This window comes from Kocuria atrinae, from assembly GCF_039531425.1.
Lineage (GTDB): Bacteria > Actinomycetota > Actinomycetes > Actinomycetales > Micrococcaceae > Kocuria > Kocuria atrinae.
In genome coordinates, this window is sequence record NZ_BAAAQA010000022.1 from 42,732 (window position 1) to 67,680 (window position 24,949).

24 protein-coding genes are annotated in these 24,949 nt (G+C 63.9%); 21 read left to right on the forward strand and 3 right to left on the reverse strand.

Annotated features, from left to right (window positions below):
- Nucleotides 1-49: 49 nt before the first annotated feature.
- The 3 genes from ABD283_RS10930 (at nucleotide 50) to ABD283_RS10940 (ending at nucleotide 1,264) form a co-directional block, all read left to right on the forward strand.
- A complete protein-coding gene (locus tag ABD283_RS10930; RefSeq protein ID WP_344225044.1) occupies nucleotides 50-298 on the forward strand; it encodes a DUF4244 domain-containing protein in 249 nt (82 codons plus the stop codon).
- A 176-nt stretch (nucleotides 299-474) separates the two neighbouring features.
- On the forward strand, nucleotides 475-810 hold the full coding sequence (locus ABD283_RS10935; protein ID WP_344225045.1) for a TadE family type IV pilus minor pilin: 336 nt from the start codon (nucleotides 475-477) through the stop codon (nucleotides 808-810).
- Nucleotides 811-850: 40 nt separating this feature from the next.
- Nucleotides 851-1,264, forward strand: a complete 414-nt coding sequence (locus ABD283_RS10940; protein WP_344225071.1) for an Rv3654c family TadE-like protein — start codon at nucleotides 851-853, stop codon at nucleotides 1,262-1,264.
- Between the two features lie 57 nt (nucleotides 1,265-1,321).
- Here the strand turns inward: ABD283_RS10940 and ABD283_RS10945 are convergent, their stop codons facing one another.
- Nucleotides 1,322-3,670, reverse strand: coding sequence for a DEAD/DEAH box helicase (locus ABD283_RS10945; RefSeq protein WP_425552834.1), 2,349 nt, complete (start codon nucleotides 3,668-3,670; stop codon nucleotides 1,322-1,324).
- 231 nt (nucleotides 3,671-3,901) lie between these two features.
- Between ABD283_RS10945 and ABD283_RS10950 the strand changes: the two genes are divergently transcribed.
- The 7 genes from ABD283_RS10950 (at nucleotide 3,902) to proC (ending at nucleotide 12,415) form a co-directional block, all read left to right on the forward strand.
- On the forward strand, nucleotides 3,902-4,366 hold the full coding sequence (locus ABD283_RS10950; RefSeq protein ID WP_344225046.1) for a pyridoxamine 5'-phosphate oxidase family protein: 465 nt from the start codon (nucleotides 3,902-3,904) through the stop codon (nucleotides 4,364-4,366).
- Between the two features lie 39 nt (nucleotides 4,367-4,405).
- Nucleotides 4,406-6,115: a DUF7059 domain-containing protein gene (locus tag ABD283_RS10955; protein ID WP_344225047.1), complete on the forward strand. Its 1,710-nt coding sequence runs from the start codon at nucleotides 4,406-4,408 to the stop codon at nucleotides 6,113-6,115.
- A gap of 10 nt (nucleotides 6,116-6,125) precedes the next feature.
- Nucleotides 6,126-6,560 (forward strand): pyridoxamine 5'-phosphate oxidase family protein, encoded by a 435-nt coding sequence (locus ABD283_RS10960; RefSeq protein ID WP_344225048.1) that lies wholly within the window; start codon nucleotides 6,126-6,128, stop codon nucleotides 6,558-6,560.
- 119 nt (nucleotides 6,561-6,679) lie between these two features.
- On the forward strand, nucleotides 6,680-9,544 hold the full coding sequence (topA, locus tag ABD283_RS10965; protein ID WP_344225049.1) for a type I DNA topoisomerase: 2,865 nt from the start codon (nucleotides 6,680-6,682) through the stop codon (nucleotides 9,542-9,544).
- Between the two features lie 41 nt (nucleotides 9,545-9,585).
- Complete coding sequence (locus tag ABD283_RS10970; RefSeq protein ID WP_344225050.1) at nucleotides 9,586-10,563, forward strand: Ppx/GppA family phosphatase; 978 nt, start codon at nucleotides 9,586-9,588, stop codon at nucleotides 10,561-10,563.
- Nucleotides 10,563-11,369, forward strand: a complete 807-nt coding sequence (locus tag ABD283_RS10975) for a sugar phosphate isomerase/epimerase family protein (protein ID WP_344225051.1) — start codon at nucleotides 10,563-10,565, stop codon at nucleotides 11,367-11,369. Before ABD283_RS10970 ends, ABD283_RS10975 begins: the two co-directional genes overlap by 1 nt.
- Before the next feature lie 206 nt (nucleotides 11,370-11,575).
- Nucleotides 11,576-12,415: a pyrroline-5-carboxylate reductase gene (proC, locus tag ABD283_RS10980; RefSeq protein ID WP_344225052.1), complete on the forward strand. Its 840-nt coding sequence runs from the start codon at nucleotides 11,576-11,578 to the stop codon at nucleotides 12,413-12,415.
- A gap of 66 nt (nucleotides 12,416-12,481) precedes the next feature.
- Here proC and ABD283_RS10985 read toward each other — a convergent pair whose 3' ends face one another.
- Entirely contained in the window at nucleotides 12,482-13,150 is a 669-nt protein-coding gene (locus tag ABD283_RS10985) for a potassium channel family protein (protein WP_344225054.1), read from the reverse strand.
- Nucleotides 13,143-14,591 (reverse strand): TrkH family potassium uptake protein, encoded by a 1,449-nt coding sequence (locus tag ABD283_RS10990; RefSeq protein ID WP_344225056.1) that lies wholly within the window; start codon nucleotides 14,589-14,591, stop codon nucleotides 13,143-13,145. Before ABD283_RS10990 ends, ABD283_RS10985 begins: the two co-directional genes overlap by 8 nt.
- 135 nt (nucleotides 14,592-14,726) lie before the next feature.
- Between ABD283_RS10990 and ABD283_RS10995 the strand changes: the two genes are divergently transcribed.
- The 11 genes from ABD283_RS10995 (at nucleotide 14,727) to ccsB (ending at nucleotide 24,866) form a co-directional block, all read left to right on the forward strand.
- Nucleotides 14,727-15,938, forward strand: coding sequence for an acetoin utilization protein AcuC (locus tag ABD283_RS10995; RefSeq protein ID WP_344225058.1), 1,212 nt, complete (start codon nucleotides 14,727-14,729; stop codon nucleotides 15,936-15,938).
- Between the two features lie 44 nt (nucleotides 15,939-15,982).
- A complete protein-coding gene (locus ABD283_RS11000; protein ID WP_344225060.1) occupies nucleotides 15,983-16,933 on the forward strand; it encodes an ArsR/SmtB family transcription factor in 951 nt (316 codons plus the stop codon).
- 42 nt (nucleotides 16,934-16,975) lie between these two features.
- Complete coding sequence (gene gdhA / locus ABD283_RS11005; RefSeq protein WP_344225061.1) at nucleotides 16,976-18,316, forward strand: NADP-specific glutamate dehydrogenase; 1,341 nt, start codon at nucleotides 16,976-16,978, stop codon at nucleotides 18,314-18,316.
- Between the two features lie 88 nt (nucleotides 18,317-18,404).
- Complete coding sequence (locus ABD283_RS11010) at nucleotides 18,405-19,190, forward strand: FadR/GntR family transcriptional regulator (protein WP_344225062.1); 786 nt, start codon at nucleotides 18,405-18,407, stop codon at nucleotides 19,188-19,190.
- Between the two features lie 153 nt (nucleotides 19,191-19,343).
- Complete coding sequence (locus ABD283_RS11015; protein WP_005504750.1) at nucleotides 19,344-19,442, forward strand: 30S ribosomal protein bS22; 99 nt, start codon at nucleotides 19,344-19,346, stop codon at nucleotides 19,440-19,442.
- 65 nt (nucleotides 19,443-19,507) lie between these two features.
- Nucleotides 19,508-19,807: a glutaredoxin family protein gene (locus ABD283_RS11020; protein ID WP_344225063.1), complete on the forward strand. Its 300-nt coding sequence runs from the start codon at nucleotides 19,508-19,510 to the stop codon at nucleotides 19,805-19,807.
- Nucleotides 19,808-19,924: 117 nt separating this feature from the next.
- Complete coding sequence (locus tag ABD283_RS11025) at nucleotides 19,925-20,596, forward strand: histidine phosphatase family protein (RefSeq protein ID WP_344225064.1); 672 nt, start codon at nucleotides 19,925-19,927, stop codon at nucleotides 20,594-20,596.
- Nucleotides 20,597-20,637: 41 nt separating this feature from the next.
- On the forward strand, nucleotides 20,638-21,279 hold the full coding sequence (locus ABD283_RS11030; RefSeq protein WP_425552835.1) for a TlpA family protein disulfide reductase: 642 nt from the start codon (nucleotides 20,638-20,640) through the stop codon (nucleotides 21,277-21,279).
- A complete protein-coding gene (locus ABD283_RS11035; RefSeq protein WP_344225065.1) occupies nucleotides 21,276-22,034 on the forward strand; it encodes a cytochrome c biogenesis CcdA family protein in 759 nt (252 codons plus the stop codon). The genes ABD283_RS11030 and ABD283_RS11035 overlap by 4 nt, the downstream gene beginning before the upstream one ends.
- On the forward strand, nucleotides 22,031-23,713 hold the full coding sequence (resB, locus tag ABD283_RS11040) for a cytochrome c biogenesis protein ResB (RefSeq protein WP_344225066.1): 1,683 nt from the start codon (nucleotides 22,031-22,033) through the stop codon (nucleotides 23,711-23,713). Before ABD283_RS11035 ends, resB begins: the two co-directional genes overlap by 4 nt.
- A 7-nt stretch (nucleotides 23,714-23,720) precedes the next feature.
- Complete coding sequence (ccsB, locus tag ABD283_RS11045) at nucleotides 23,721-24,866, forward strand: c-type cytochrome biogenesis protein CcsB (protein ID WP_344225068.1); 1,146 nt, start codon at nucleotides 23,721-23,723, stop codon at nucleotides 24,864-24,866.
- Nucleotides 24,867-24,949: the final 83 nt, after the last annotated feature.

Genomic DNA, 24,949 nt, shown 5'->3' on the forward strand with positions numbered 1-24,949 from the left:
AATACCAACCATCCAACCCAACGCAACACCCATCACACAGGAGAACGTCATGTCCAACACCACCATCACCACCGCCGCGTCAACATCCCAGGCCATTGAGCCCGACGCCGTCTTGGAACCGCACGGCACCGAGCTCGCCTTGAACTCGGACCACCCCGACCTCGGCGCGTCCACCGCGGAATACGCCGTGATCGTTCTAGCAGCCGCCGCGTTCGGCGGGGTCATGGCCGCAGTGCTGTCCTCCGACTCCGTGTCGGGGCTGCTGCTCGGCATCATCCAGAAGGCCCTGTCGGTGTAATCCGATGGGGGAACAACGTTGGGCGCGCATCGAAGGTGAAGCGCGCCCAACGGACCCACCTGAGTTCTCAGAAAGGTACCGACGTGAGAACACATCAATCTTCAACCGGGTCTTCCACCGACAGATCCGGAGCAGGCCGAGATACCAAAGGCCTTCGCGACAGGGGTGCCGTCACCGTGGAAACCGCGGTCGTCATGCCAGCTCTGGTGCTGTTGCTCGCGGTCATGTTGGCTGCAGCGGCAGCTGGGATGACCCTGGTGCGGTTCGAGGAAGCGGCCCGGGCATCTGCGAGGGCCGCCGCTCGAGGCGAAACCGTGGCCGTGGCACAAGAACGCGCGCGTGAGATTGCCGGTGAAGAATCCACGGTAACCGTGGCCTCCGGCTCCGACCGCGTCAACGTGACGGTCAGCGGGCCGGCGCCGGGGATCCTGGGCCAGTGGAGTGATTGGACGCTTCACGCAGAGGCCATGGCCGTGACCGAGGGAGCGAGGAACGCAGATGTGGGCCCGTAGTGTCCCGCCCGCGGACTCTCGTCATGTCGTCAGGTCCGGCCTGTATCGGGATCACCAGACATCCGATGGTGGGAGTCCCACGAGGGGGAACCATCCCGATGAAGGGTCAGGAACCGTCCACGGGATGACCATCGCCGTGGTCATGTGTGTGCTTCTCATGGTGATCCTGCTGCTCGGGCAGGCGGGTATTTCGATGCACCGGGCTGCCAAAGCCGCTGACCTCGCTGCGCTCGCTGCAGCCGACACGGCTCGGGGCTTAGCGAGCGGTGTGCCTTGCGACGTGGCCCGGGCCGTGGCTCAAGAGAACGGCGCGGTCTTGGACCACTGCGACCTGGTCACTCCCGAACAAACCACCGTGGATGTCCGCACGAGCATCGCCCTGTTCGGTCCGTTGGAACCGCTCGGCCCCGCCGTTGGAGTATCGCGGGCAGGACCGCCGCCGGGAGAGTCGTGATGCAGTTCGTTATCGGTGAGGTGAGTTATCCGTACGCTCTTGGAGACTGCTCAGCGCTTACCCCGTTGATGTGGCAGCCGGAGCGAACCGTAGCATTCCGTTCAGCAGCTTGAGTGCGCCGGCTTTATCCAGCGGATTATTGCGGTTGCCGCACTTGGGGGACTGCACACAGGACGGGCAGCCCGTCTCGCATTCGCAGGAGGCAATGGCATCCCGGGTGGCTGTGACCCAACGGTGAAACATGTCGTAACCACGTTCGGCGAAACCCGCGCCACCGGGGTGCCCGTCGTGCACGAAAATGGTGGGCAGCTCGGTGTCCGCGTGCAAAGCGGTGGACAAGCCACCCACGTCCCAGCGGTCACACGATGCCAACAGCGGGAGTAGCCCGATCATGGCGTGCTCGGCCGCGTGTAGCGAACCGGGTATGTCCGGTTCTTCGATCCCCATGGCAGCGAGTTGCGGCTGGTCCACGGTGAACCATGTGGCCGTGGTGGCCAATTGACGCGGCGGCAGCTCCAATGGTTCCTCGCCCACCACCTCGTTGGATGCGGCGAGTTTGCGCTGGAAACTGATCACCTGAGTCGTCACGTCCACACCGCCGCGGTGAATCGTGATGGGACCCCAACGCTGGGTCTCGGCCACGGATCGCACGCGAACCTCGGTCACGTCCCGGGCGACCGTGTAGAAATCGGGGAACGCATGTCGCACGGAGGCCACGTTGAACTCTTCGTCCAAGTCCTCGACCAGGTACGTGCGTCCCTGGTGCACGTACACCGCACCCGGATGGGCTTGATAGTGGGATTGTGGTGCACCCATGGTGCCCAGGACAGCCCCGGTCTCCGAGTCCATGATCTGTACCGGACCACCGTCCCCGGAGCGAATGGACACCATGTCGGCCGGGCGTTCGGAGCGAGTCCAGAACCAGCCGCTCGGGCGGCGTCGTAAGTGGCCGGCGGCTTCCAAGGACTGCACTACGTCGTGGGCGGTGGGACCGAACTGCTCGAGCTCCGTGGTTCGGATGGGGAGTTCGGCTGCCGCGGCGCACAGGTGTGGCGCCAGCACGTACGGATTGGAGGCCTCGAACACCGTGGCTTCCACCGGCACATCGAAAATCGCCTCGGGATGATTCACCAGGTAGGTGTCGAGTGGATCGTCACCGGCAATGAGCGCCGCGAGCGCATGTTGACCGGCTCGTCCCGCGCGGCCGATTTGTTGTGTAAACGAGGCCCGGGTGCCGGGCCACCCGGCGACCAGAACGGCGTCGAGCCCGGCGATATCGATACCCAGCTCGAGCGCGGAAGTGCTCGCGACACCCAACAGTCGACCGTCGCGCAGGGCCTGCTCCAACTCGCGCCGTTCCTCGGGGAGGAAGCCCGCCCGATACGCCGCCACGCGATGCGCCAGCGAGGGATCAACCTCTTCGAGTTGCCGGTGGGCGATTTGAGAAATCGTTTCGGCACCGCGGCGCGATCGAATGAACGCAATCGTGCGGATCTGCTGCAGCACCAGGTCCGTAAGCATGTCTGCGGATTCGGCAGTGACCGTGCGCCGCGACGGTGCATTGTTATCCGAGCCACCCGGCGACTGTTCCGGTTCCCATAGCACCACGGTGCGCGATCCGTGCGGCGAGGTATCGCGTTCCACGGCCGTCACCTCGGCGGGCGAGGCACCGATCAACCGCGCGAAGGATTCCTGTGGGGAGGCACTCGTGGCGGAGGCCCCCACGAAAATCGGGTCCGCCCCGTAATGCGCGGCCACCCGCTTGAGCCGTTTCATCAGCACGGCCACGTGGGATCCGAACACACCCCGGTAGGAATGGGCTTCATCGATGATCACGTACCGCAACCGCCGGAAAAACCGCGACCACCCCGTGTGGTTGGGCACCACCCCGTGATGGAGCATGTCCGGATTGCAGAGGATCACGTCCGCGTGCTCGCGGATCCAGCGGCGCTCGCCGGTATCGGTGTCGCCGTCGTAGGTGGCCGCGCGCACGTCGTCGAAGCCCAGCGATCGAAGGGACATCAACTGATCCGCAGCGAGCGCCTTGGTGGGGGACAAATACAGGGCGGTGGCTTCTTCGGGGTGGTGCAGCAGTCCGGGACGGGAAGCGATCGCCAACTTCCCACGATGAACGGCGTTGAGCACCAGCGACTGATACACCAGCGACTTGCCGGAGGCCGTCCCCGTGGCCACGATCGTGTGCCGAGGGGCCGTCATGGCAGCCACCTGATGGGCGAAAGGCTGGTGGATCCCCAGTCGCTCGTAGGCCCCGCGCACTGTCGGGTGGATCCACTCGGGCCATGGTGCGTACTCGGCCTCGCGGGCCGGAAGCTCCCGGACATGACGAACCTGCTCGGGCTGCGGTCCGCGGCCGAGCAGATTGACCATGTCCTGGGAAAAACTCACGTCCCTATTGTTCCGCACGCCGCAACACTCATTCGCCGTTCGCGCTCACCCGGCTACCGGCCAGGCTGCCTTGCAACAACTCAGTCTGCGGCTATGACGACGCCGCCGCCGTGGCCATCGCCCGTGCCCCACGCTCTCCACAGCGCGCGCCGGGTTCGTCACAAGCCCGTGATCTGCGCTTTTTTGGCTGTGGTCTCCCCGGTAACGCGGCACGCATGGAATTATGGGGCTATGAGCACTCCGGAGCAGGGACACCCCATGAACATTGCCAAGGCGCACGATGAGCAGGACGAGCCCAAGCAGCAGCCCATCCAGGAACTTTCCGAGCAGGAGAGCTGGGATTTGCTCAAGCAGGCGCGATTCGCCCGCTTGGCCACCCGCGACGGCGATGAAATCGACATCACCCCGCTGAATATCGTGACCGACGGCGAGCACATCTACTTCCGCTCGGCCAAGGGCACCAAGGTGCTCAAGTTGCAGCTGAATCCCAACGTGACCATTGAGATCGACCGCGCCACCGGTTCTGAGGCTCACTCCGTAGTGGTGCGCGGTACCGCGCGCATGCTGACGGAGACCGAGGATCTCGAGCACGTGGAATCGCTGGGGCTGCGTCCTTGGCTCGAGACCGAGAAACTCGAGTTCGTGGAGATCACACCCACCCGAATCACCGGCCGCAAGTTCCGCCTGGGTCACTGAGCGTTGACTGACTTACCCGCTGCCGCACCATTCAGCGCGGTGGCTGATTCGCCGCGCTCGCAGGATCCCCAACTCGTTCTGGACCTCCACGGGGATCTGGTGAACAGTAACTTCACGGTGGACGGGGTCACCGACTTGCTCGGTGAGCGTGCCATGGACGCATGGTTGCGGGAACAACCGGTCCCCGCGCGCGTTGCCCTCTATCGGGCGGGTGAGACTCAGCCGCGCCTGGCCACGGTGATCGCGCTCTTCCTCCTGGGTGATGCGGTCCCCGCTGCGGACGTCGACGCCGCCCTGCCCACCGTGGGTGCCGCCGGTCTCGCTCGGCTGGGCCTCCTGGAGGACCGAGCCAGTGCGGCCAGGACATTCAGCGCCGCCAACATCAGCGCTAATAACAACCGGGCGGATGGCCACGGTGCCGTCAACCGCGGCCCCGAAAGCAATGGCGCGGCCAACATGGACTTGGTGCGCGCCTCCGTGGACCTGCGCCCCTACTCCACGGACGTGGCGGGCGAGCTCTACGTGGTCAGTGACCTCGGAGCCTTCCAGCGCCCCGGCGTGCTGCGCCGCGATCACGTGTTGGGGATCGGCGGCGCTTCTCTGACCCTGGTCCGGTCCACTGAACGGCGCGAGGTGAACACCGCGCTGGACGTGGGTACCGGGTGCGGCATTCAGACTTTCCACCTGCTCTCCCACGCTCGCCATGTGACGGCCACCGACCTCTCTGATCGTGCGCTGGCCACCACCCGGTTCAACGTGCTGCTCAACGCCCGGGCACTGGACCTTGATCCATTCGACCTGGAAGCCCGAGTCACCCTTGTGCAGGGCAGCCTGCTCGAACCGGTGGCGGGCCAAGAATTCGACCTGGTTGTTTCCAATCCGCCGTTCGTGATCACGCCTCGCCGCAGCGACGAGACGGACGAGGAACGCTTCACGTACCGCGACGGTGGAATGGCGGGGGACCGGCTCGTCTCCGAGCTGATTACCGCGCTGCCCACGGTGTTGGCCCCGGGCGGTACCGCCCATTTGCTGGCCAACTGGGAAATCCCCGACACGCCGGAGGCCGATCCGGAGAAGACCTGGTCCGAGCGCGTGGCACAGTGGATCGCCCCGGGCACCGGGGCATGGGTCATCCAGCGTGAGATCCAGGACGTGTGCGAGTACGCGGAAACCTGGCTGCGAGACGCTTCGCAGCAGCGAGATCTCGAAGCTTATGAGGCGGCCTACCGCGATTACGTCGCGGATTTCACGTCGCGTCGTGTGGGCTGGGTCGGCTTCGGTATGGTCCGGTTGTCTCGTCCGGAGACGGGCCGGCAAGAGGCAGAGCCGTTGCAGATCTTCGAGCACATAGATCACCCCATTCAGCAACCCATCGCGGCCACCTTGGCCGAGGAATGGCTACGCGGGGAAGTGTTGTATCGCGGGGAGGCCGCGAGCGGCGTGGTTGGTGATGACGCATGGCAGGACAAGCATTACGACGTCGCTCAGGACGTCACCGAGGAACGGCACAGCCGTCCCGGGGCCGAGGACCCGGCTCTGATCCTGTTACGGCAGGGCGGGGGATTGCGGCGAACGGTGGTGCTCAGCAGTGAAGCTGCGGGCTTCGTGGGTGTGTGCGACGGTGAGCTCACCGCGCGGCAAATCCTCACCGCACTGGGCTCATTGCTGGGGTGGGAAGACGGCCCGTCGGAGCAATTATTACGTGAAATCAGGGCGCTCATCACCCACGGCCTGTTGGTGGAAGTGTAAGACTGAAGTCATGAGCACAGGCGAAACCTTCAATCCGATTCAGCCCCTCGACACCGCGGCGGTGTGGGAGCTTCTGGGGGAGCTCCCGTTCGGCCGTCTGGCGGTACAAGCTGCAGACATGGTGGACATTTTCCCAGTCAATTATGTGGCTAAGGACCGTAAGCTGTACTTCCGTACGGCGCAGGGCACCAAGCTTGCGAGTCTCGTGGTCAACAACCACGTGGCCTTCGAGGTGGACCGCGTGGTCGGCGATCATGTGCAGTCCGTCGTGGTGCACGGACGCGCACGGCGTCTGGAAACTCAGGCGGAACGTGAAGTCGCCGAGCAGCTTCCGCTGAAGCCCTGGGCACCCACGTACAAGTACCACTTTGTGGTCATCGATGTTGACTCGGCCACGGGCCGCGAGTTCACCATGACCACCGAACCGGATCACGATCCGGTCTGAGCACCGGAATAAGTGGTAAAACCTCTCTTGTGAGACGGTGAGTAACCACGGGGGTTTCGTGCAGCCCCCATTGGAAGGACCAGACCCGCTCGAATCCACGGGTCATGACGAGGAGTACCGTGCCAACCAAGGCCACCAAGAACGCTGACACCGGCAAGAGCCTGCTGATCGTGGAGTCGCCCTCCAAGGTGAAAACGATCGCGGGTTATCTCGGTGACGCCTACGAGGTCGAATCCTCCATGGGTCATATCCGGGACTTGCCGCAGCCTTCTGAGCTGCCCACGGACATGAAGAAGGGCCCGTACGGCAAGTTCGCGGTGGACGTGGAGCACGGTTTCGACCCGTACTACGTGGTCAATCCGGACAAGAAGAAGAAGGTCACGGAGCTGCGGCGCAAGCTCAAAGAAGCCGACGCCCTCTACCTCGCAACCGATGGCGATCGCGAAGGCGAGGCCATCGCGTGGCACCTCATGCAGGTGCTCAAGCCCAAGGTTCCGGTCTACCGCCTGACCTTCCCCGAAATCACCCGTGAAGCCATCGAGCGTGCCTTCGGCCAGTTGCGCGAGCTCGACAAGGACCTCGTGGATGCCCAGGAGACGCGCCGCATCCTGGATCGCCTCTACGGCTACGAGATCTCCCCGGTGCTGTGGCGCAAGGTCTCCTCGGGCCTGTCCGCCGGCCGTGTGCAGTCGGTGGCCACCCGCCTGGTGGTGCAGCGCGAACGTGAGCGCATGGCGTTCGTCTCCGCCGACTACTGGGATCTCACCGGCACCTTTGCACGTCCCGAGGGCCAGGATGCGGGCCGCGGATTCACCGCTCGCCTGTCCTCCCTGAACTCCCAGCGCGTGGCCACGGGCAAGGATTTCTCCGACCGCGGTGAACTCAAGTCGGCTCGCGACGGCGCCCTGGTCCATCTCGGTGAAGCCTCGGCAACCGCCCTGGCTGCCGGCCTGCAGGACGCCGAGTTCACGGTCCGCTCGCTCGAGACCAAGCCCTACACCCGCCGCCCCGCAGCCCCGTTCACCACCTCCACGCTGCAGCAGGAGGCCGCGCGCAAGCTGCGTTTCACCTCCCGCACGACCATGCGCGTGGCCCAGCGGTTGTACGAGAACGGTTACATCACCTACATGCGTACGGACTCCGTGGCGCTGTCCGATCAGGCAATTAATGCCGCCCGTCGCCAGGCCAAGGAACTGTACGGCGAGGACTTCGTCCCGGGGAAGCCGCGCGTTTACTCCTCCAAGTCCAAGAACGCGCAGGAGGCCCACGAGGCCGTGCGCCCCTCCGGTGACTCTTTCCGCACCCCCACGCAGGTGCGCTCGCAGTTGTCGGTGGATGAGTTCAAGCTCTACGAACTGATCTGGAAGCGCACCGTGGCCTCCCAGATGCAGGACGCCAAGGGTTCCACCGCCACCGTTCGGCTGGGTGCCGCCGCGACTTCGGCCGCGGGTGAGCTTTCCGGGGCCGACGCCGAGTTCTCGGCTTCGGGTACGGTCATCACCTTCCGTGGCTTCTTGGCCGCGTACGAGGAAGGTAAGGACGAGAACCCGGAGACCGCGGGGTCGTCGTCGAAGGCCAAGGACGAGGACAAGCGACTTCCGGTCATGGCCGAGGGCGATGCCCTGGACGCCACCGACGTCACTGCGGACGGCCACACGACCACTCCGCCGGCCCGGTACACCGAGGCCTCCCTGGTCAAGACCCTGGACGAGCTGGGCATTGGCCGCCCGTCGACCTATGCGGCGACCATCTCGACGATCATGGATCGCGGTTACGTGCAGGTGCGTGGTTCCGCGCTGATCCCGTCGTGGCTCGCTTTCTCCGTGGTGCGCCTATTGGAAGACCACTTCACCGACTACGTGGACTACGACTTCACGGCCGAGTTGGAAGACGACCTGGACCGCATTGCCCGCGGTGAGGAAGATCGGGTCAAGTGGCTGACCGGTTTCTACTTCGGCGATGGCCAGACCGAGCACGGCCTCAAGCCCATCGTGGAAGATTTGGGCGAGATCGACGCCCGCGCCGTGAACACCATTCCGATCACGGATGAGATCATGCTGCGCGTGGGCAAGTTCGGTCCCTACCTGGAAGTGGGCGGCACGGTTGACCCGGAGACCGGCGAGATCTCCGATCCGGTGCGCGCCAACGTTCCTCTGGACCTGGCCCCGGATGAGCTGGACGCCGCCAAGGCCCAGGAGCTCATGGAGATCGGTAAGGCCGACGGTCGCGAGCTGGGAACGAACCCGGAGACCGGTCGCATGATCGTGGCCAAGGACGGTCGTTACGGCCCCTACGTCACGGAGATCGTCCCCGAGCCGACCCAGGAAGAGCTCGACGCGATCCCCACCGAGTACTACAAGAACGGCAAGCCCAAGCCCAAGAAGATCGAGAAGCCCAAACCCCGCACCGCGTCCTTGTTCTCGTCCATGAAGCTTCAGGACGTGACCTTGGACGACGCCCTCAAGCTGTTGTCGCTGCCGCGCGAGCTGGGCGAGGACACGGATGGTGAGACCATCACGGTGCAGAACGGTCGGTACGGTCCGTACCTGAAGAAGGGCTCGGATTCCCGGTCGATCGGCTCCGAGGAGCAGATCTTCACGATCACCCTGGACGAGGCCAAGACCATCTACTCCCAGCCCAAGCAGCGCGGACGCCAAGCGGCCAAGCCGCCGCTGGCTGACCTGGGAGCGGATCCGATCACCGAGAAGCACATGGTGATCAAGGACGGCCGCTTCGGCCCGTACATCACGGATGGTGAGACCAACGTGACGGTTCCGCGAGCCGAGAGCATCGAGCAGATGACCAACGCTCGTGCGTCTCAGTTGTTGGCGGAGAAGCGCGCCAAGGGACCCGCTCCCAAGAAGACCACCTCGCGTGCCCGCACCACCAAAACCGCCACCAAGTCGAAGACTGCGAGCAAGGCCAAGTCCGGTACCAAGACCAAGGCCACCACCACGCGCAAGGCCTCGACCACCAAGAAGTAGTCCACAGCGGGTCACGGCCCGCGGCCCAGCGAAGGAAGCACATGCGGCTCTCAGTCTTGGACGTCGGCTCCAACACGGTTCACCTGCTCCTGTTGGATGTGTACCCCGGTTCGAAACCGGAACCGTACGCGTCCCACAAAATGGCGCTGCGTCTGGTGGAGCACCAGGACGAACAAGGCCGCATTACCGATCGCGGGCGCGACCTGCTGACGTCGTTCGTTGTCGAGGCGCGGGACTTCGCGGTCGAGCACGACGCCGAGGATCTCCTCGCCTTCGCCACCTCCGCAATTCGCGAGGCAACTAATGGTGCGGACGTGCTGGACCACGTGCAGTCCCGGTCCGGGGTTACCCTCACGGAGATCTCTGGCGACCAGGAATCGGCCATCACGTTCTATGCGGTGCGCCGCTGGTTCGGGTGGGGCGCCGGTCGCATCATGGATTTCGACATCGGTGGCGGCTCCTTCGAAATGGCCGTAGGCACCAATGCACTGCCCACGGTGGCCACTTCGGTTCCGTTGGGCGCCGGGCGCATGTACCGCACATTCTTGGGCGGCAGCGACGTCGCTTCGCCGGCCGACGTGAAGAAGTTGCGCCGGCACGTGCGCGCCACGTTGAAACCAGCGGTGGAGAAAATTGAGAAGGGCGGCCGCCCTGATCTTGCCGTGGGAACGTCCAAGACGTTCCGGTCGCTGGCGCGCATCTGCGGTGCAGCGCCGTCGGCACAGGGACCCTACGTTCCGCGCATCATGCACGCCGAGGATCTGCGATTGTGGACCCGGCGCATGGAAGCAATGACCGTCTCTGAACGCGCCGAACTACCGGGCGTCTCCGAACACCGCGCGGCCCAGGTGCTCGCGGGCGCTATCGTGGCGGAAACCGCGATGGATATGCTGGATATCGGAACCCTGCGTATCTCGCCGTGGGCACTGCGCGAAGGGCTCATTCTGCGCCGACTGGACCGGTTGACCACCGGGGCAGCGATCCACACCGTCAATCCCAAGAATTTGGTGGCCAAGTAATGTCCCAAGCCGAGGGCCTGTACCGACCGCACGTGGCGCTGTCCACCAGCTCGCTCTACCCCAAGGGCGTGCCCGAGACGTTCGACGCCGCTCAGCGGTTGGGCTACGACAGCGTGGAAGTGCTCGTCACTCACGAACGCATGAGCCAGTTGACGCACCAGCTCCGGGACCACATCCAGGAGTACCAGGTGCCCATTTCCACCATCCACGCGCCCACCTTGCTGTTCACCCAGCAGGTCTGGGGCAAGGCCTGGACCAAGATTCAGATGGCCGCCAAACTCACCGAACAGGTGGGCGCCGAGGTCGTGGTGGTGCACCCTCCGTTCAGATGGCAGAAGAAGTATGCGCGCAACTTCGTGCAGGGTGTCCGTGAGGTCTCCCGCATGACCGGCATCAAGATCTCCGTGGAAAACATGTACCCGTGGCGGGTGGCCGGCCGCAAGGCCGTGGTGTACTCCCCGCACTACAGTCCGCTGGGTCAGGACTACGACTGGGTCACGTGGGACTTCTCCCATGCCGCTACCGCGCACATGGATTCGCTCGAGGCCGTGAAAGAACTCGGATCGCGCCTGGGCCACATTCACCTGACGGATGGATCGGGAACCACCATGGCGGATGAACACCTGCTCCCGGGCCACGGTGTCCAACCGGTGGCTCAAACGCTGGAATACCTGCGCGATACACGCTGGCAGGGCGTGGTGGGCGTTGAGGTATCCACCCGGAAATCCAAAAATGCCGACGAGCGGGACGCCTGGTTGTCCGAATCCTTGGCGTTCGCTCGCCGGCACATGGAGGAAACGAACTAGGGGATCGTTTCCTGTATTCACTCGCACCAATTGAGGTGTGATCAGCATAAGAAGCCAGGCGGGGAACGAACAGGGCAGAGCCTGAAGAACAACTGGTAGTTCTGTTCCGCTGCGCCTCGGGACGTGAGAATTCAGCGGTTTCTTTGCCTCCGCGGGCGCGATACGGTCGAACTAAGCCCAGATTTGCCTACGAAAGGAACTTTCGCATGAGCGAGCTCGTCCTGACTTTCCTCGGTTCGGGATCCATGAACGGATCCATCCTGCGCGGTGTCCTGGCCGGTGGTACGCCCGCCGAGCGAGTGCGCGCGACCACCAAGTCCGCATCCTCCGCTGACAAACTGCGCGAGGACACCGGTGTCACCGTGCTCTCCGGCGAGGAGAACGACAAGGCCAATCTCGAGGCCGTCAAGGACGCGGACGTGGTGCTGCTGGGCGTGAAGCCCTACGCCATCCTGGACCTCGCTCGTGAAATCGCGCCCGCCCTGCAGCCCAAGACCGTGGTTGCCTCCGTGGCCGCGGGCATCACGCTCGATGCCCTCGAAAAGGCACTTCCCGAGGGCCAGCCCGTGGTGCGCACCATGCCCAACACCCCTTCGAGCGTGGGCCGCGGCGTCATCTCTGTGACTCCGGGTACCCACACGACCCAGGACCAGCTGGAAGCGGTCAAGGAGGTGCTGTCCTCAGTCGCCACCGTGGTGGAGGTCGAGGAGCACCTGGTCCGCGCCGTCACCGGCGTGTCCGGTTCCGGCCCGGCCTACGTCTTCTACCTGGCTGAAGCCATGCAGCAGGCGGGCGAAAAGCTCGGTCTCCCGAGCGACGTCGCGCGCGTGCTGGCCAAGGAAACGGTCGCGGGCGCGGGCGTGCTACTCAGCCCGGACGACGCCGATCCCGCGGCCCTGCGTAAGGCTGTCACCAGCCCCGGTGGCACCACGGAGAGGGCCATCAACACGTTTGACGATCGCGGCCTTCGCGACGTGATCGCCGCCGGTGCTACGGCGTCCGCCGAGCGCGGCGACGAGATGGAGAAGGAGTACTGCGGGGACTGACCCGGCAGTTAAGCGGCCCCGGACCACTGCACTGTGGTCCGGGGCCGCTCTGCATGCGGAGTCGAGTCAGGGCCGTGCGGCGAAGCGCTCCAGGAGATCCACGTGACCGGAGACGATCAACGTGTCTCGCGAGGTCACCATGGTTTCTGGACGGGCGTACGTGAAATCCTCCCCGGGGGATTTCACGCCCACCACGGTGACGCCGTACTTGGAACGCACGTTTGATTCGCCCAGTGTGAAGCCCTGCGTCTCGCGGGGTGGGTACATTTTGACGATCGCGAAGTCATCGTCGAACTCGATGTAGTCCAACATCCGCCCGGACACCAAGTGGGCGGTGCGGCGCCCGGCGTCGGCTTCCGGAAAGATCACGTGGTGGGCGCCGATACGCGCCAGGATCTTGCCGTGCGCGGGGGAGATGGCCTTGGCCCAGATACGGTCGATACCCAGGTCCACCAGGTTGGCGGTGATCAGCACGGAGGACTCGATCGACGTGCCCACGCCCACGACCGCCGCGTTGAAGTCTGCGGCACCCACCTGACGTAACGCATCGATGTCCGTTGCATCGGCCTCGACCACGTGGGTGAGCTGGCCGGACATCTTCTGCACCAGGGCGGTGTCACGCTCAACACCCAGGACCTCGCTGCTCTGGCGCACCAATTGCATGGCGGTGGCTGACCCGAAACGGCCCAGGCCGATCACGAGCACCTGTGTGGCATTGGAGGAATTCTTAGCCAATGATGGGCCTTTCTTCCGGGTAGGAGTACAACCTGCGCCGTCCACGCAGCGCGAGCGCCGTGGCCACCGTGGTGGTGCCGATACGGCCGATGAGCATGATGATCGCCAGAACGTACTTTCCTGCATCCGGTGCGTCAGCGGAGACGCCCACACTGAGCCCGCAGGTGGCGTAGGCGGAAATGACTTCGAACAACACCAGGTCCAAGGAATGACCGGTGAGGGTCACCATGATGCCGCAACCGGTCAGCACAACCGTGGCACCCATCATGATGACGGAAATGGCAATGCGCAGCACAGAATCCGGGATGGTGCGGAAGAACGCGATCACGGACCTGTCACCGCGTGCCTCGGCCAGGATAGCTAAGAACACGACCGCGAGTGTGGTCACTTTGATACCGCCGGCGGTGGAGGCTGAACCGCCGCCGGCGAACATGAGCGCGTCCGTGAACAACAGGGTGACCTGAGAGGTGTCCGTCATCTCCACCAGGTTGAAGCCTCCGGAGCGCATCATCACGGACGCGAAGAAGCCGTGGAAAATGCGGTCGCTCACGGGTTTCTCGCCAATGGTGTCAGGGTTGTCCCATTCGGACGCGGAGAACAGGAGCCAACCGATCAGCATCAGGATGCCGGTGGTGACCAACGTGAGTTTGGCGTTGAGGTTCCAGCGCGTGAAGCGGAATCCGGCTTCGCGCAGGACCAGGATCACGGGGAAACCCAGGGATCCGATGAGGACACCGATGCAGAGGGGCAGCAGAATGAGCCATGAATCTAAGCTCGTGTGGTCGTACGGCACCAGCCCGTCACTGTGCGGGGTGAAGCCCGCGTTGTTGAAGCTCGAGATCCCGTAGAACGCTCCGTGCCACAGGGCCGTGTGGAAGGGTTCGCCCGAGACCAGGAAGCCCAGGGTCAGAACTACGGTCAACGCGGCCTCGATGGAAATGGAGGTCACCACAATGATGCGCAGCAGCGAGCCCACCTCGCCCAAACGGCCGATGTTGAGTGCCTCCTGGGTGATCAGCTTGGACTTCAGGCCGAGTTTTCGTCCGATGGCCAGCGCCAACAGCGAGGTCATGGTGAGCGTTCCCAGGCCACCGATCTGGATGGCCACCAGGATGATCACCTGACCGAACAGCGACCACTGATCCGCGGTGGAGACCGTGGTCAACCCGGTCACGGTCACGGCGGATGTTGCAGTGAACACGGCGTCTGCCACGTCAGTGTGTTTTCCCGGAGCGGAGGAAACGGGCAACAACAGGAGGGCGGCGAAGGCCAGGTCCACGATGACGAAGACCATGATGGCCAGCCGTGCGGGTGAGGAATTGGCGATTCCATCGACGAAATCGCGCATACCTCGCGCGACACGCGTGAGGAAAGGATCGGTGGAGGTTTCAGGGTGATCCGGGTGTTCGGGTACCGGATCGGCCTGTTCCAGTTCGCTCACCGCACCTCCTCCAACGTCACAAGCAATGAGTTCATAGTGGCTGCACGCGGGGCAGTCAGGACATTATTGCCCTAATTTCTCCGTCACAGTGCAATGCAAGGCCCAGCGGGGCGTGGTCAATGGTCTAATGGGAGTGTGAGCCCTGCAACAAACGGTAAAGGCGCCGTGTACCCCACCAGTGTTTATTGGGATCCCCAGTTGCTCAAGTACAACTTTGGGGACTACCACCCCATGCGTCCCTCCCGCCTGGACGCCACCATGCGACTGGTGCAGCAACTGGGTCTGGACACGGCGGAGAACGTCCGGGTCGAAGTACCGGAAGTTCCCGATGATGAGGTGCTCCAGCTGGCTCACACCGCGGAGTACGTGAAGTCTGTTCACGCAGTCTCCGAAGATCCCACCATTGAGATTCCCGAGTGCGGGTTGGGCACGGAAGACACTCCCGGCTACGAGGGCATCCACGAATCCAGCGCCCGTCTGGTGGGCGGCTCCTACCAAGGCGCGGTGGATATTTTGGACGGTAAAGCCGTCCACGCCGTGAACTTTGGCGGCGGCATGCACCACGCCGCCCGTGACAAGGCCAGCGGGTTCTGCGTCTACAACGACTGCGCCGTGGCCATTCAGCACTTGCTCGACAACGGCGTGCAGCGCGTGGTCTACATCGACGTGGACGGCCACCACGGGGACGGCACGCAGTCCATCTTCTTCGACGATCCCCGTGTCATGACCATCTCCCTTCACGAGACCGGTCTTTCGCTGTTTCCCGGCACGGGTTTCGCCAACGAGATCGGCGAGGGCCAGTCCGCGGGTACCTCGGTCAACGTGGCCATGCCCACGCGAGCCGATGATTCCCAGTGGTTGCGCGCCTACGACGCCGTGGTCCCGCCTCTCGTGCGGGAGTTCCGTCCCGAGGTGATCGTGTCCCAGCACGGCTGTGACTCTCACTTCCAGGACGAACTCACCCACTTGCGTGTGAGCATTGACGGTCAGCGCCAGATCGCCTTGGGGGTCTCCGAGCTTGCTGATGAGGTCTGCGAGGGGCGTTGGATTGCGACCGGCGGAGGCGGTTACGACTGCCATGACGCCGTGCCGCGTTCCTGGGCGCACCTGGTGGGGATCGCCAGCGGCCGGCCGGTTGCGGCGACCACTCCGATTCCGCAGGAATGGCGGAACTACATGGACGAGAAATACGGCGGTCACGCTCCCGAGATGATGGGTGACAACGTGGATCTGTGGTGGCGTTCGTGGGAGATCGGCTTCGACCCCAACGATGAAACTGACCGATCCATCATGGCTACCCGCAAGGAAGTCTTCCCCCATTGGGGCCTGGACCCCTGGTACGACTGAGTCTGATTGGGGCCTGACCAGGATTCACGTTTAGGGTGATTCCTATGGCCAATGATTCATATTCAGCTCTCTCCGACCCCACCCGTCGGCGGATCCTTTCCGCCCTGCGCGACGGCCCGCGCCCGGTGGGAGAGTTGGTCGAAGAACTGGAAGTCTCCCAGCCCACCGTGTCCAAACACCTCAAGGTACTGCGGGACACCGGCCTGGTGGCAACGCGGGCCGAGGGCCAGAAGCGTTTCTACAGCGTGGAACCGCAACCCCTGCGAGACGTCACTGCATGGATCGAGGATCTGCTGAGCGCAGCCGCTGAGTCTGCGGAGCCCGCCGAGATCAAGGGCACCGCCGAGTCCGCGGAGCCCACCCAGGCCAAGGACGCCACCGAGTCTGCTGCAGAAGTGGAGGCCGCCGAGACATCAGCGTCCGGAGGAGCCCCCGAACCCCCCGAAGCACCCGCCGACGAGCCGGACACTGCCGAGATCGTGTCAGACGCGGCCGATGTCCCCGATCCTGACGAGGCGCCCCCCGCTGCTGAGGAGCCTCGCAACCTTCCGTGGTTCACCTCTGCGCAGGCTGCGGAAGAGCATGAGCAGGATCGAGCGGAGGCAGAGATCAGCGAAACCTCGGAGCCCACGGAATCAGAACCAGAGGTTGCAGAGGCGCCCATTTTCAACGTTATTTCGGACGACGAATCCGAGGTTGGCCAGGAAAATTTGCAGGAACTCCTGGAAGATCCCGAGGTATCCGACATTTCCACACTCCCTGACGCTGTTGCCTTGGACACAGAGGTTGAGGTCACAGGCGCTAGTGTGGGGGCTAACACCGACGTTACTTCCGCTGAGTCCAGCGCGGATTCTGACGAGTCCGATGATTCGAACTCCACGAAACCCGAATTCGGGATTCCCCCTGCGCGCAGCGGAGGCGCACACCGACGTGAGAGCGGTCTGCTGTCCGCTCTCACCGGGTTCCGGCGGCGCGGGCGCAGCACGCGGCGTTGATGGCGCGGTGAGCACCTACAACCGATAGACGGCAGGAGACCCATGCACGAGAATTTGATTCCGGTTCGGCAAGCGGTGATCGCTCGCAACCCCGGCGAGTCCGAGTTCCATCAGGCAGTCGACGAAGTCTTCGAATCGCTGGGCCCCGTGGTGGCACGCCACCCCGAGCTGCTCGAGTCGGCCATTCTGGAGCGCATCTGCGAGCCCGAACGCCAGATCATTTTCCGTGTGCCCTGGACCGACGACAACGGCCGCGTGCACATCAACCGCGGTTTCCGCGTGGAGTTCAACTCCGCACTGGGCCCCTACAAGGGCGGTCTGCGTTTCCACCCCTCGGTCTACCTGGGCATCGTCAAGTTCCTGGGTTTCGAACAGATCTTCAAGAATTCCCTGACCGGCATGCCCATCGGTGGCGGTAAGGGCGGCTCGGACTTCGACCCCTCCGGTCGTTCCGATTCCGAGATCATGCGTTTCTGCCAGTCCTTCATGACCGAGTTGTACCGCCACATCGGTGAGTACACGGATGTGCCCGCCGGCGACATCGGCGTGGGTGGCCGCGAGATCGGTTACCTGTTCGGCCAGTACAAGCGCATCACCAACCGTTACGAGTCAGGCGTGCTCACCGGCAAGGGCCTGGCCTGGGGTGGTTCGCTGGTGCGTACCGAAGCCACCGGCTACGGCACCGTGATGTTCGCCGAGGAAATGCTCAAGACCCGCGGTCAGGACATGGACGGGCGCGAAATGCTCGTATCCGGTTCCGGCAATGTGGCGATCTACGCGATCGACCGTGCACAGTCGCTGGGCGCCAAGGTACTCACGGCCTCCGACTCGAGCGGTTACGTGGTGGATCCGGACGGCATCGACCTGGACCTCCTCAAGGAGGTCAAGGAAGTGGACCGCGCCCGCATCAGCCAGTATGCCGAACGCAAGGGTGGCCGAGCACGGTTCGTTTCCGACGGATCGGTGTGGGACGTTCCGGGTTCCGTGGCCCTACCGTGTGCCACCCAGAACGAGCTCAACGGTCGCCAGGCCAAGAAGTTGCTCTCCAACGGAGTGGAGGTCGTGGCTGAGGGCGCCAACATGCCCACCACCGCGGAGGCGGTCCGCATTTTCCAGGACGCTGACATACTCTTCGCCCCCGGCAAGGCAGCCAATGCCGGCGGTGTGGCAACCTCCGCTCTGGAAATGCAGCAGAATGCTTCTCGCGACTCGTGGACTTTCGACTACACCCAGCAGCGTTTGCAAGAAATCATGCGCGGTATTCACCACCGTTGTGCTGAAACTGCTGATGAATACGGCATGCCCGGCAACTATGTGGCCGGTGCAAATATTGCGGGTTTCATCAAGGTGGCACGGGCAATGTCAGCCCAGGGTCTGATCTAATTTCCCAGTCATACCCAGTAAGCTCGTGAGTTGAAGCATCTGCTGAGGTTGGCACGTGCTCGACTGACGATTGTTTAGGCTGGTGACCATGGCAACTCATCGTGAGGTTCTGCAATGGCTCGAGAACGAGCTGTTCGACGGGAACCTTGTGCTGGGTCAGCAACTGCCCACTGATAAAGACCTCGCGGCAATCTTCAGGGTCTCGCGTAACTCCATGCGGGAGACCCTGAAGGTGCTCGAGTCACAGGGGATCATCAAGCTGTTCGACGGCCCGCACCGTTCCATTCTCCCCATCCTGGTGCGTGAACCGGCTGCCTCGGCAGGGCCCGCGTTGCAGCTGCACATGGCCACCTCCGAGTATCCTCTGCGAGACATTGTTCAGGCCCGCATCGAATTGGAATCCTGGGCCCTGAAGAATGCTTCGGAAAAGCACGTTCCTCTCGCGGAATTGCAAGCCATCATGGCCGAAATGGACCGCGACGATCTGGGTTTGAAGCAGTTCCACAATTTATACGTAAGCTTTCATATTGCCTTGGTCAAGTCGTCCGGCAATACGGCTATGGCGGCGCTGTTCACGGCGCTGCGGGATTCCGTGTATGAATACACCATGGCCCTGGTGGGGCACGTTCCGCTGTGGTCCACGACCTCCAGTAGGATCCGCGCCGAGCACCGCGCGATCTGCAGTGCGTTGGAAGCGGGGGACTACCAGATGGCCTCGCGGTTGACCGTCGAGCACATCACCTATCAGTACGAGGAGGCCGGGGTCGATCCTGATCGCGGACGCCACGGTGAGGTCGAGGACCAGGGTGAGGCAGCGGCGTCGGCGGACAACCCTCCGGTCGGTTTGAAGCGTGCCCGGCAGGCCAGCGCCTGATCCCTTATTTTCAGGGAATCGGCCCACAGGCGGTAAGGTGGATCAATAGTTTGCCGTTCATCGGATTTTGCCGCCTGGTTTGACCGGCGGCGGGGTTGCGTTCACGCGCGGCCCGTACAAACAGCCAACGTCTAGAACAATGCGAGGGATCCTATGGGTTCAGTCATTAAGAAGCGCCGCAAGCGTATGTCCAAGAAGAAGCACCGCAAGCTGCTTCGTAAGACTCGTCACCAGCGTCGCAACAAGAAGTAAGCGACTTCGCGGCAGGCCTCGTTCCATTCGGGACGAGGCCTTTTCCGTACCCGTAGCATGGGCACATGAGCTCGTCGCAGAACGCCAAAAAACCGCTGCTGTCCGCCGGGAACTGGGCGGGCCAGCCCCCGGCCCATCGAGTGACATTGCTCACCAAGGACGGTTGCCATTTGTGCGAGGACGCCCGCCGGGTGGTTACTGTGGCGTGCAAGGACACCGGCAGCGAGTTCTCCGAGGTGGACATCACCACGGATGCCGCGCTGCTGCGTGACTATGCGAATTACATTCCGGTCGTGTTCGTGGACGGTGCCCCGTGGGATCAGCTGCGCATCGATGAGCAGCGGCTGCGCGAGATGCTGAGCTGACCGCGGGCCGTGCGGGGTGTGCCGGGCCGCGCGAGGGGACGGGGTGGTTGCAGTACCGACCGTTCCCTTGGAAGCCCCTGAATTGGGCGGTGGCCGGGGTTTTGAGAGACTGTAACCATGCCTTCTGCGACCGTTCATTTGCTGCGCCATGGCCAGGTTCACAACCCTGACGCCATCGTCTACGGACGCATGCCGGATTTCCATCTGTCCGAGCTGGGAGCGCGCATGGCGGAAGCCGCGGCAGCGGACTTCAGGGAGCGGATGAACCAGGGCGAACGTTACGTCCTGCTGGCATCATCACCGCTCACTCGTGCCCGCGAGACCGCGGCGCCCGTGGCCCGTGAGCTGGACTTGGATGTGGTCACCGAAGAGCGCATCATCGAACCCCGCAATCACTTCCAAGGGCTGCACGTGGACGAAAAGGTGCTGGCCCACCCCAGGCACTGGCCGTACATGCTCAATCCGCTGCGCCCTTCGTGGGGCGAGCCGTACCGGCAACAGGTGGCGCGCATGGCCGAGGCCACGCGCGACCTCGCTCGCCGGGCGGTCGAGATCGGGGGCGACGGCGCTCAGGCCATTGCCGTGTCCCACCAGTTGCCGATCTGGTTGACACGCTTGTCGGTCGAGGGCCGCCCGCTGCCCCACGATCCCCGGCGCCGCCAGTGCAACCTGGCGTCCTCCACCTCCCTGACCTTCGACAACGTGGACGAACCGGCTGTTCCGGCGGTTAGTTACCGGGAGCCGGCAGCGCATTTTTATTCAGGCATCAACCAGCTTCCCGGCTCATAATTGCTCCCTAATCCCACCCCGTACTGTCAGGTGACATCTCCGTGAAATTGGCCCGAGACCGTTCCGCCCACACCGCCCGACCGCGCCGCTCGCGCACTCGCGCTGCGGCGGCGTCGTTGTCCGTATGTGCCGCGCTGGCGCTGACCGCGTGCGGTGGCTCGGGCTCGGACAATCTGGCGGAGCAGGCCAACGAGGGCGGCAACAAGGGCTATGTGGCCGGGGACGGTTCCGTGAGTGAATACGCCCCTGGAGAGCGCGGCGAGCCGGTCGAGTTCGAGGCCAAGATGTTCGACGGTTCTACCGTGTCCGCCGAGGACTTGCGCGGTGAAACGACCGTCCTGAACTTCTGGTACGCGGGCTGCGCCCCGTGCCGCGCCGAGGCCCCCGATCTGGTGAGCTTGGCCGAGGAATACGAGGGGGACGCCCAGTTCATGGGTGTGAACCTACGGGACCAGCAGGCTACCTCGGAGGCATTCGAGCGCACGTTCGAGATCCCTTACGAGTCTGCGTCCGATCTCAACGGTGAGGTGCTGTTGGCGTTGAGCGACTATGTTCCGCCGCAGGCCGTGCCCACCACCCTGGTGCTCGACTCCGAAGGCCGCGTTGCGGCTCGCGTGCTGGGCAAGGCTGATCACTCCACCCTGGACGCCCTCATCAAGGACACGGTGGCCGAGACGGTATGAGCGGCAATCCCTTCGCCGAGGTCATCCTCGACGGCTCACTGATTGCCGCGCTACCCGTGGCGCTTCTCGCGGGACTCGTCTCTTTTGCTTCACCGTGTGTGCTGCCGCTGGTGCCCGGATATCTGGGGTACGTGACCGGCCTGACCGGAGTGGATCTGCAGGACCAGAAGCGCGGCCGCGTGTTCATGGGCGTGCTGTTGTTCGTGCTCGGGTTCTCCGCGGTGTTCGTGCTGATGTCCGTGGTCTTGGCACAGTTGGGTGCGTTCGCGTGGTTCCTGGGCCAGCAGTGGATCATGGTGGTGCTGGGCATCCTGGTGATCCTCATGGGCGTGGTGTTCATGGGTGGTTTCTCGTGGTTCCAGCGGGATCGCAAGATCGAGCGGAGACCACCGCCCGGACTGTGGGGAGCGCCCCTTCTCGGCATGACGTTCGGCTTGGGATGGGCACCATGCATCGGCCCCACCTTCGCTGCCGTGCAGGCGTTGGTCTACGTGGACGGCGCCTCGACCGGTAAGGCCGTGATTCTCACGACCGCCTATTGCCTGGGACTGGGCATCCCGTTCGTGCTGATTGCCCTGGCCCTGCGCCGGGGGATGGGCGCCATGAAATTCTTCCGCCAACACCGTCTCACGCTGCAACGCGTGGGCGGTGCCGTTCTCGTGCTGATCGGTCTGGCCATGGCCACGGGCGTATGGTCCGCTCTGGTCTCCTGGATCCAGGCCGAGTTCGTAACCGATTGGGTGATGCCGATATGACGCAGGTGCGCGACAAGCGTGACCAGAAGGGCAACCGCAACGATTCCGTTGCCGTGCCCGCACTCGGTCCCCTGGGGATGCTCCGGTGGGCGTGGACCCAGCTGACCAAGATGTCCACGGCACTCGTGCTGTTGCTCATGCTGGCCATTGCTGCGGTGCCCGGCTCGATGTTCCCGCAGCGGATTCAGGATCCGGACGCGGTCAACACCTATATCGAGGCCAACCCGACCTCCGGTCCGTGGCTGGACCGGTTCCAGTTGTTCGACGTCTTCTCGTCCTACTGGTTCTCCGCGATTTACCTGCTGCTGTTCATTTCCCTGGTCGGCTGTGTGCTCCCGCGTGCGGCCCAGCACTACAAGGCGTGGCGGGCCAAGCCGCCGCGCACCCCCAAACGGCTCACCCGTTTGCCGCAGTACCGCCGCGTGCTGCTGGGCGGACGCGACGGTGCCGCAGCGCCGTCGCCGTCGGAGGCGATCCAGGACGCGACCAAGGCGCTCAAAAAGCGCGGTTACCGCGCGGAGGCCCGCGATCTCGATGGTGATACACCGTCCGTGGGCGCCGAGCGCGGTATGTGGAAGGAAGTGGGCAACATCCTCTTCCACGTGGCGCTGTTGGGCGTGCTGATTTCCGTGGCCATCGGCTCGCTGTTCGGCTACAAGGGTCAGAAGATCATCATCGAGGACGAGTCCTTCGTGAACACCCTGGTCGCCTACGACTCCTTCACTCCCGGCACCAACTTCAACGCGGACTGGCTCAACCCGTTCTCCGTGCGTCTGGATAACTTCGAGGCCGACTTCCACCGCGACACCACGGACCCCGCGCAGTACGGAGCCCCCACGGACTTTGAGGCGGACGTGACCGTGACCGAAGAGCCCGGTGCGCAGGAACAGAGCGAGAAGCTCAAGGTCAACGAGCCTCTCAACGTGGGCGGCACCAAGCTGTACCTGGTCGGCAACGGCTACGCGCCCGTGATTCGCGTGACGGACGGGGAAGGCGACGTGGCCTACGAAGGCCCCGTGGTGACCATCCCCACCGACACCGTCTACACGTCCTCGCTCGTGCTCAAGGTGCCGGATGCCGCTCCGGACCAGCTTGGCTTTGTGGGCCTGTTGCTGCCCACCGCGGTCATGGATGAGGGCTCCATGCCCCGCTCCGTGGATCCGGGCCTGAGCAACCCCGTGCTGATCATGTCCTCGTACTTCGGTGACTTGGGCCTGGACAACGGCGAATCCCAGAACGTCTACGTGTTGGACGTGGATTCGCTGACCGAAATGAACTCGATGATGTCCGATAACGGCGCCATCACCCTGGACGGCGCCAACCGCTCGGCTGAGCTGCCGGACGGCAAGGGCACTATTGAGTTCGTGGACGTCAAGCGGTATGTGGGATTGGACATCCACAACGACCCCGGACGCATCCCCGCGTTCATCTCGTTCGTGGCCGCTTTTGTGGGACTGATCATGTCCCTGTTCATCGCCCGACGCAGGGCGTGGGTGCGCGCGTATGTGGGCCAGGACCACAATGGTGTGCAGTGTACTGTTCTGGAATACGGACTGTTGGCTCGCGGTGAGGATCACCGCTTGGGAGCGGAAGCCGAGAAGCTGACAGGTTTGTGGACCTCGCTGTGGGAAGACCGCGGTGTGCGCGATTTCCCCCTCAACTCGTCAGATAAGGCGTGAGTGATCTATGGGTAGCAATATCAACGAAACGTTAGGTGTCTGGAGCGAGTGGTTCATGCTCCTGGCGGCCTTCACCTACCTGGTCGCGTTCGTGGCCTTCGTGTGGGACATGGCCTCGCACTCCAAGGCGATCGGCAAGGCCCAGCGCGACGCCGAGCGGCAGGGCGTGACCAGCCGCGAGGGCTCCAAGGAGCTCGTGGGCGCCGGTTCGCGCGGCGGTTCCGTGAGTGCCTCGGCCACCTCAGCTGGCTCCAGGGTGGGTAACGACGCCGCTCGTCACGGTGCCGCTGATGGCGGCGCGTCAGGCCCCGTGGCCGGCGAGTTCCGCACCACGGCGGACGCCCGTTCCAAGGGCGCCGACGAGTTCGAGGCCCTCAACTACAAGGACTCCATCAGCCGGCCGGCTGCTCGTGCCGCCGTGGTCGTCATGGCCATCGCGTTCTTGCTGCACGCCTTTGCCGTGGTGGCCCGTGGCATTGCGGCGGACCGTGTGCCCTGGGCCAATATGTACGAGTTCTGCTCCACGGGTGCGCTCGTGGTGGCTGGCGTTTACTTGATCACGCTGATCTTCAAGGACCTGCGTTTCGTGGGTCCCATGGTCACCGGCCTGGTGCTGCTCATGCTGTGCGCGGCGACCATCGCGTTCCCCACCCCGGTCTCGCCGCTGCCCCCGGCGCTGCAGTCCTACTGGCTGATCATCCACGTGTCCATCGCCGTGGCAGCCTCCGGCCTGTTCACCATTACTTTCGCCATGGCCGTGCTGCAGCTGCTGCAGTCCCGTCGAGAGAAGAACATGGCCATGGGTGAGGAAACCAAGCTGGGCTTCCTGCGCGTGGTTCCCAACTCGACCACCCTGGAGAACTTCGCGTTCCGCCTGAACTCCGTGGGCTTCGTGTTCTGGACCTTCACCCTGGCCGCGGGCGCCATCTGGGCCGACCAGGCCTGGGGCCGCTTCTGGGGCTGGGACACCAAGGAAGTCTGGACCTTCGTCATCTGGACCGTCTACGCCGCCTACATGCACGCCCGCGTGACCCGCGGTTGGAACGGCAACCGCTCCGCGTGGCTGTCGATCGTCGGCTACCTCTGCGTGGTCTTCAACTTCACCGTGGTCAATGTGTACTTCCCGGGTCTGCACTCGTACTCGGGCCTGTAAGCGCGTGGTTTAAGGGCTCTTCAGAGTTGAGTGTGGGGTGAGGCGTCGAGTCCACCGGTGATGAGGAGCATGCGGAGGCGGTA

Coding starts and splice junctions, on each gene's coding strand:
- ABD283_RS10930 (WP_344225044.1), top strand. CDS start 50: ATGTCCAACACCACCATCACCACCGCCGCGTCAACATCCCAGGCCATT.
- ABD283_RS10950 (WP_344225046.1), top strand. CDS start 3,902: ATGAGCACTCCGGAGCAGGGACACCCCATGAACATTGCCAAGGCGCAC.
- ABD283_RS10960 (WP_344225048.1), top strand. CDS start 6,126: ATGAGCACAGGCGAAACCTTCAATCCGATTCAGCCCCTCGACACCGCG.
- ABD283_RS10970 (WP_344225050.1), top strand. CDS start 9,586: ATGCGGCTCTCAGTCTTGGACGTCGGCTCCAACACGGTTCACCTGCTC.
- ABD283_RS10975 (WP_344225051.1), top strand. CDS start 10,563: ATGTCCCAAGCCGAGGGCCTGTACCGACCGCACGTGGCGCTGTCCACC.
- proC (WP_344225052.1), top strand. CDS start 11,576: ATGAGCGAGCTCGTCCTGACTTTCCTCGGTTCGGGATCCATGAACGGA.
- ABD283_RS11000 (WP_344225060.1), top strand. CDS start 15,983: ATGGCCAATGATTCATATTCAGCTCTCTCCGACCCCACCCGTCGGCGG.
- gdhA (WP_344225061.1), top strand. CDS start 16,976: ATGCACGAGAATTTGATTCCGGTTCGGCAAGCGGTGATCGCTCGCAAC.
- ABD283_RS11010 (WP_344225062.1), top strand. CDS start 18,405: ATGGCAACTCATCGTGAGGTTCTGCAATGGCTCGAGAACGAGCTGTTC.
- ABD283_RS11015 (WP_005504750.1), top strand. CDS start 19,344: ATGGGTTCAGTCATTAAGAAGCGCCGCAAGCGTATGTCCAAGAAGAAG.
- ABD283_RS11020 (WP_344225063.1), top strand. CDS start 19,508: ATGAGCTCGTCGCAGAACGCCAAAAAACCGCTGCTGTCCGCCGGGAAC.
- ABD283_RS11025 (WP_344225064.1), top strand. CDS start 19,925: ATGCCTTCTGCGACCGTTCATTTGCTGCGCCATGGCCAGGTTCACAAC.
- ABD283_RS11035 (WP_344225065.1), top strand. CDS start 21,276: ATGAGCGGCAATCCCTTCGCCGAGGTCATCCTCGACGGCTCACTGATT.
- resB (WP_344225066.1), top strand. CDS start 22,031: ATGACGCAGGTGCGCGACAAGCGTGACCAGAAGGGCAACCGCAACGAT.
- ccsB (WP_344225068.1), top strand. CDS start 23,721: ATGGGTAGCAATATCAACGAAACGTTAGGTGTCTGGAGCGAGTGGTTC.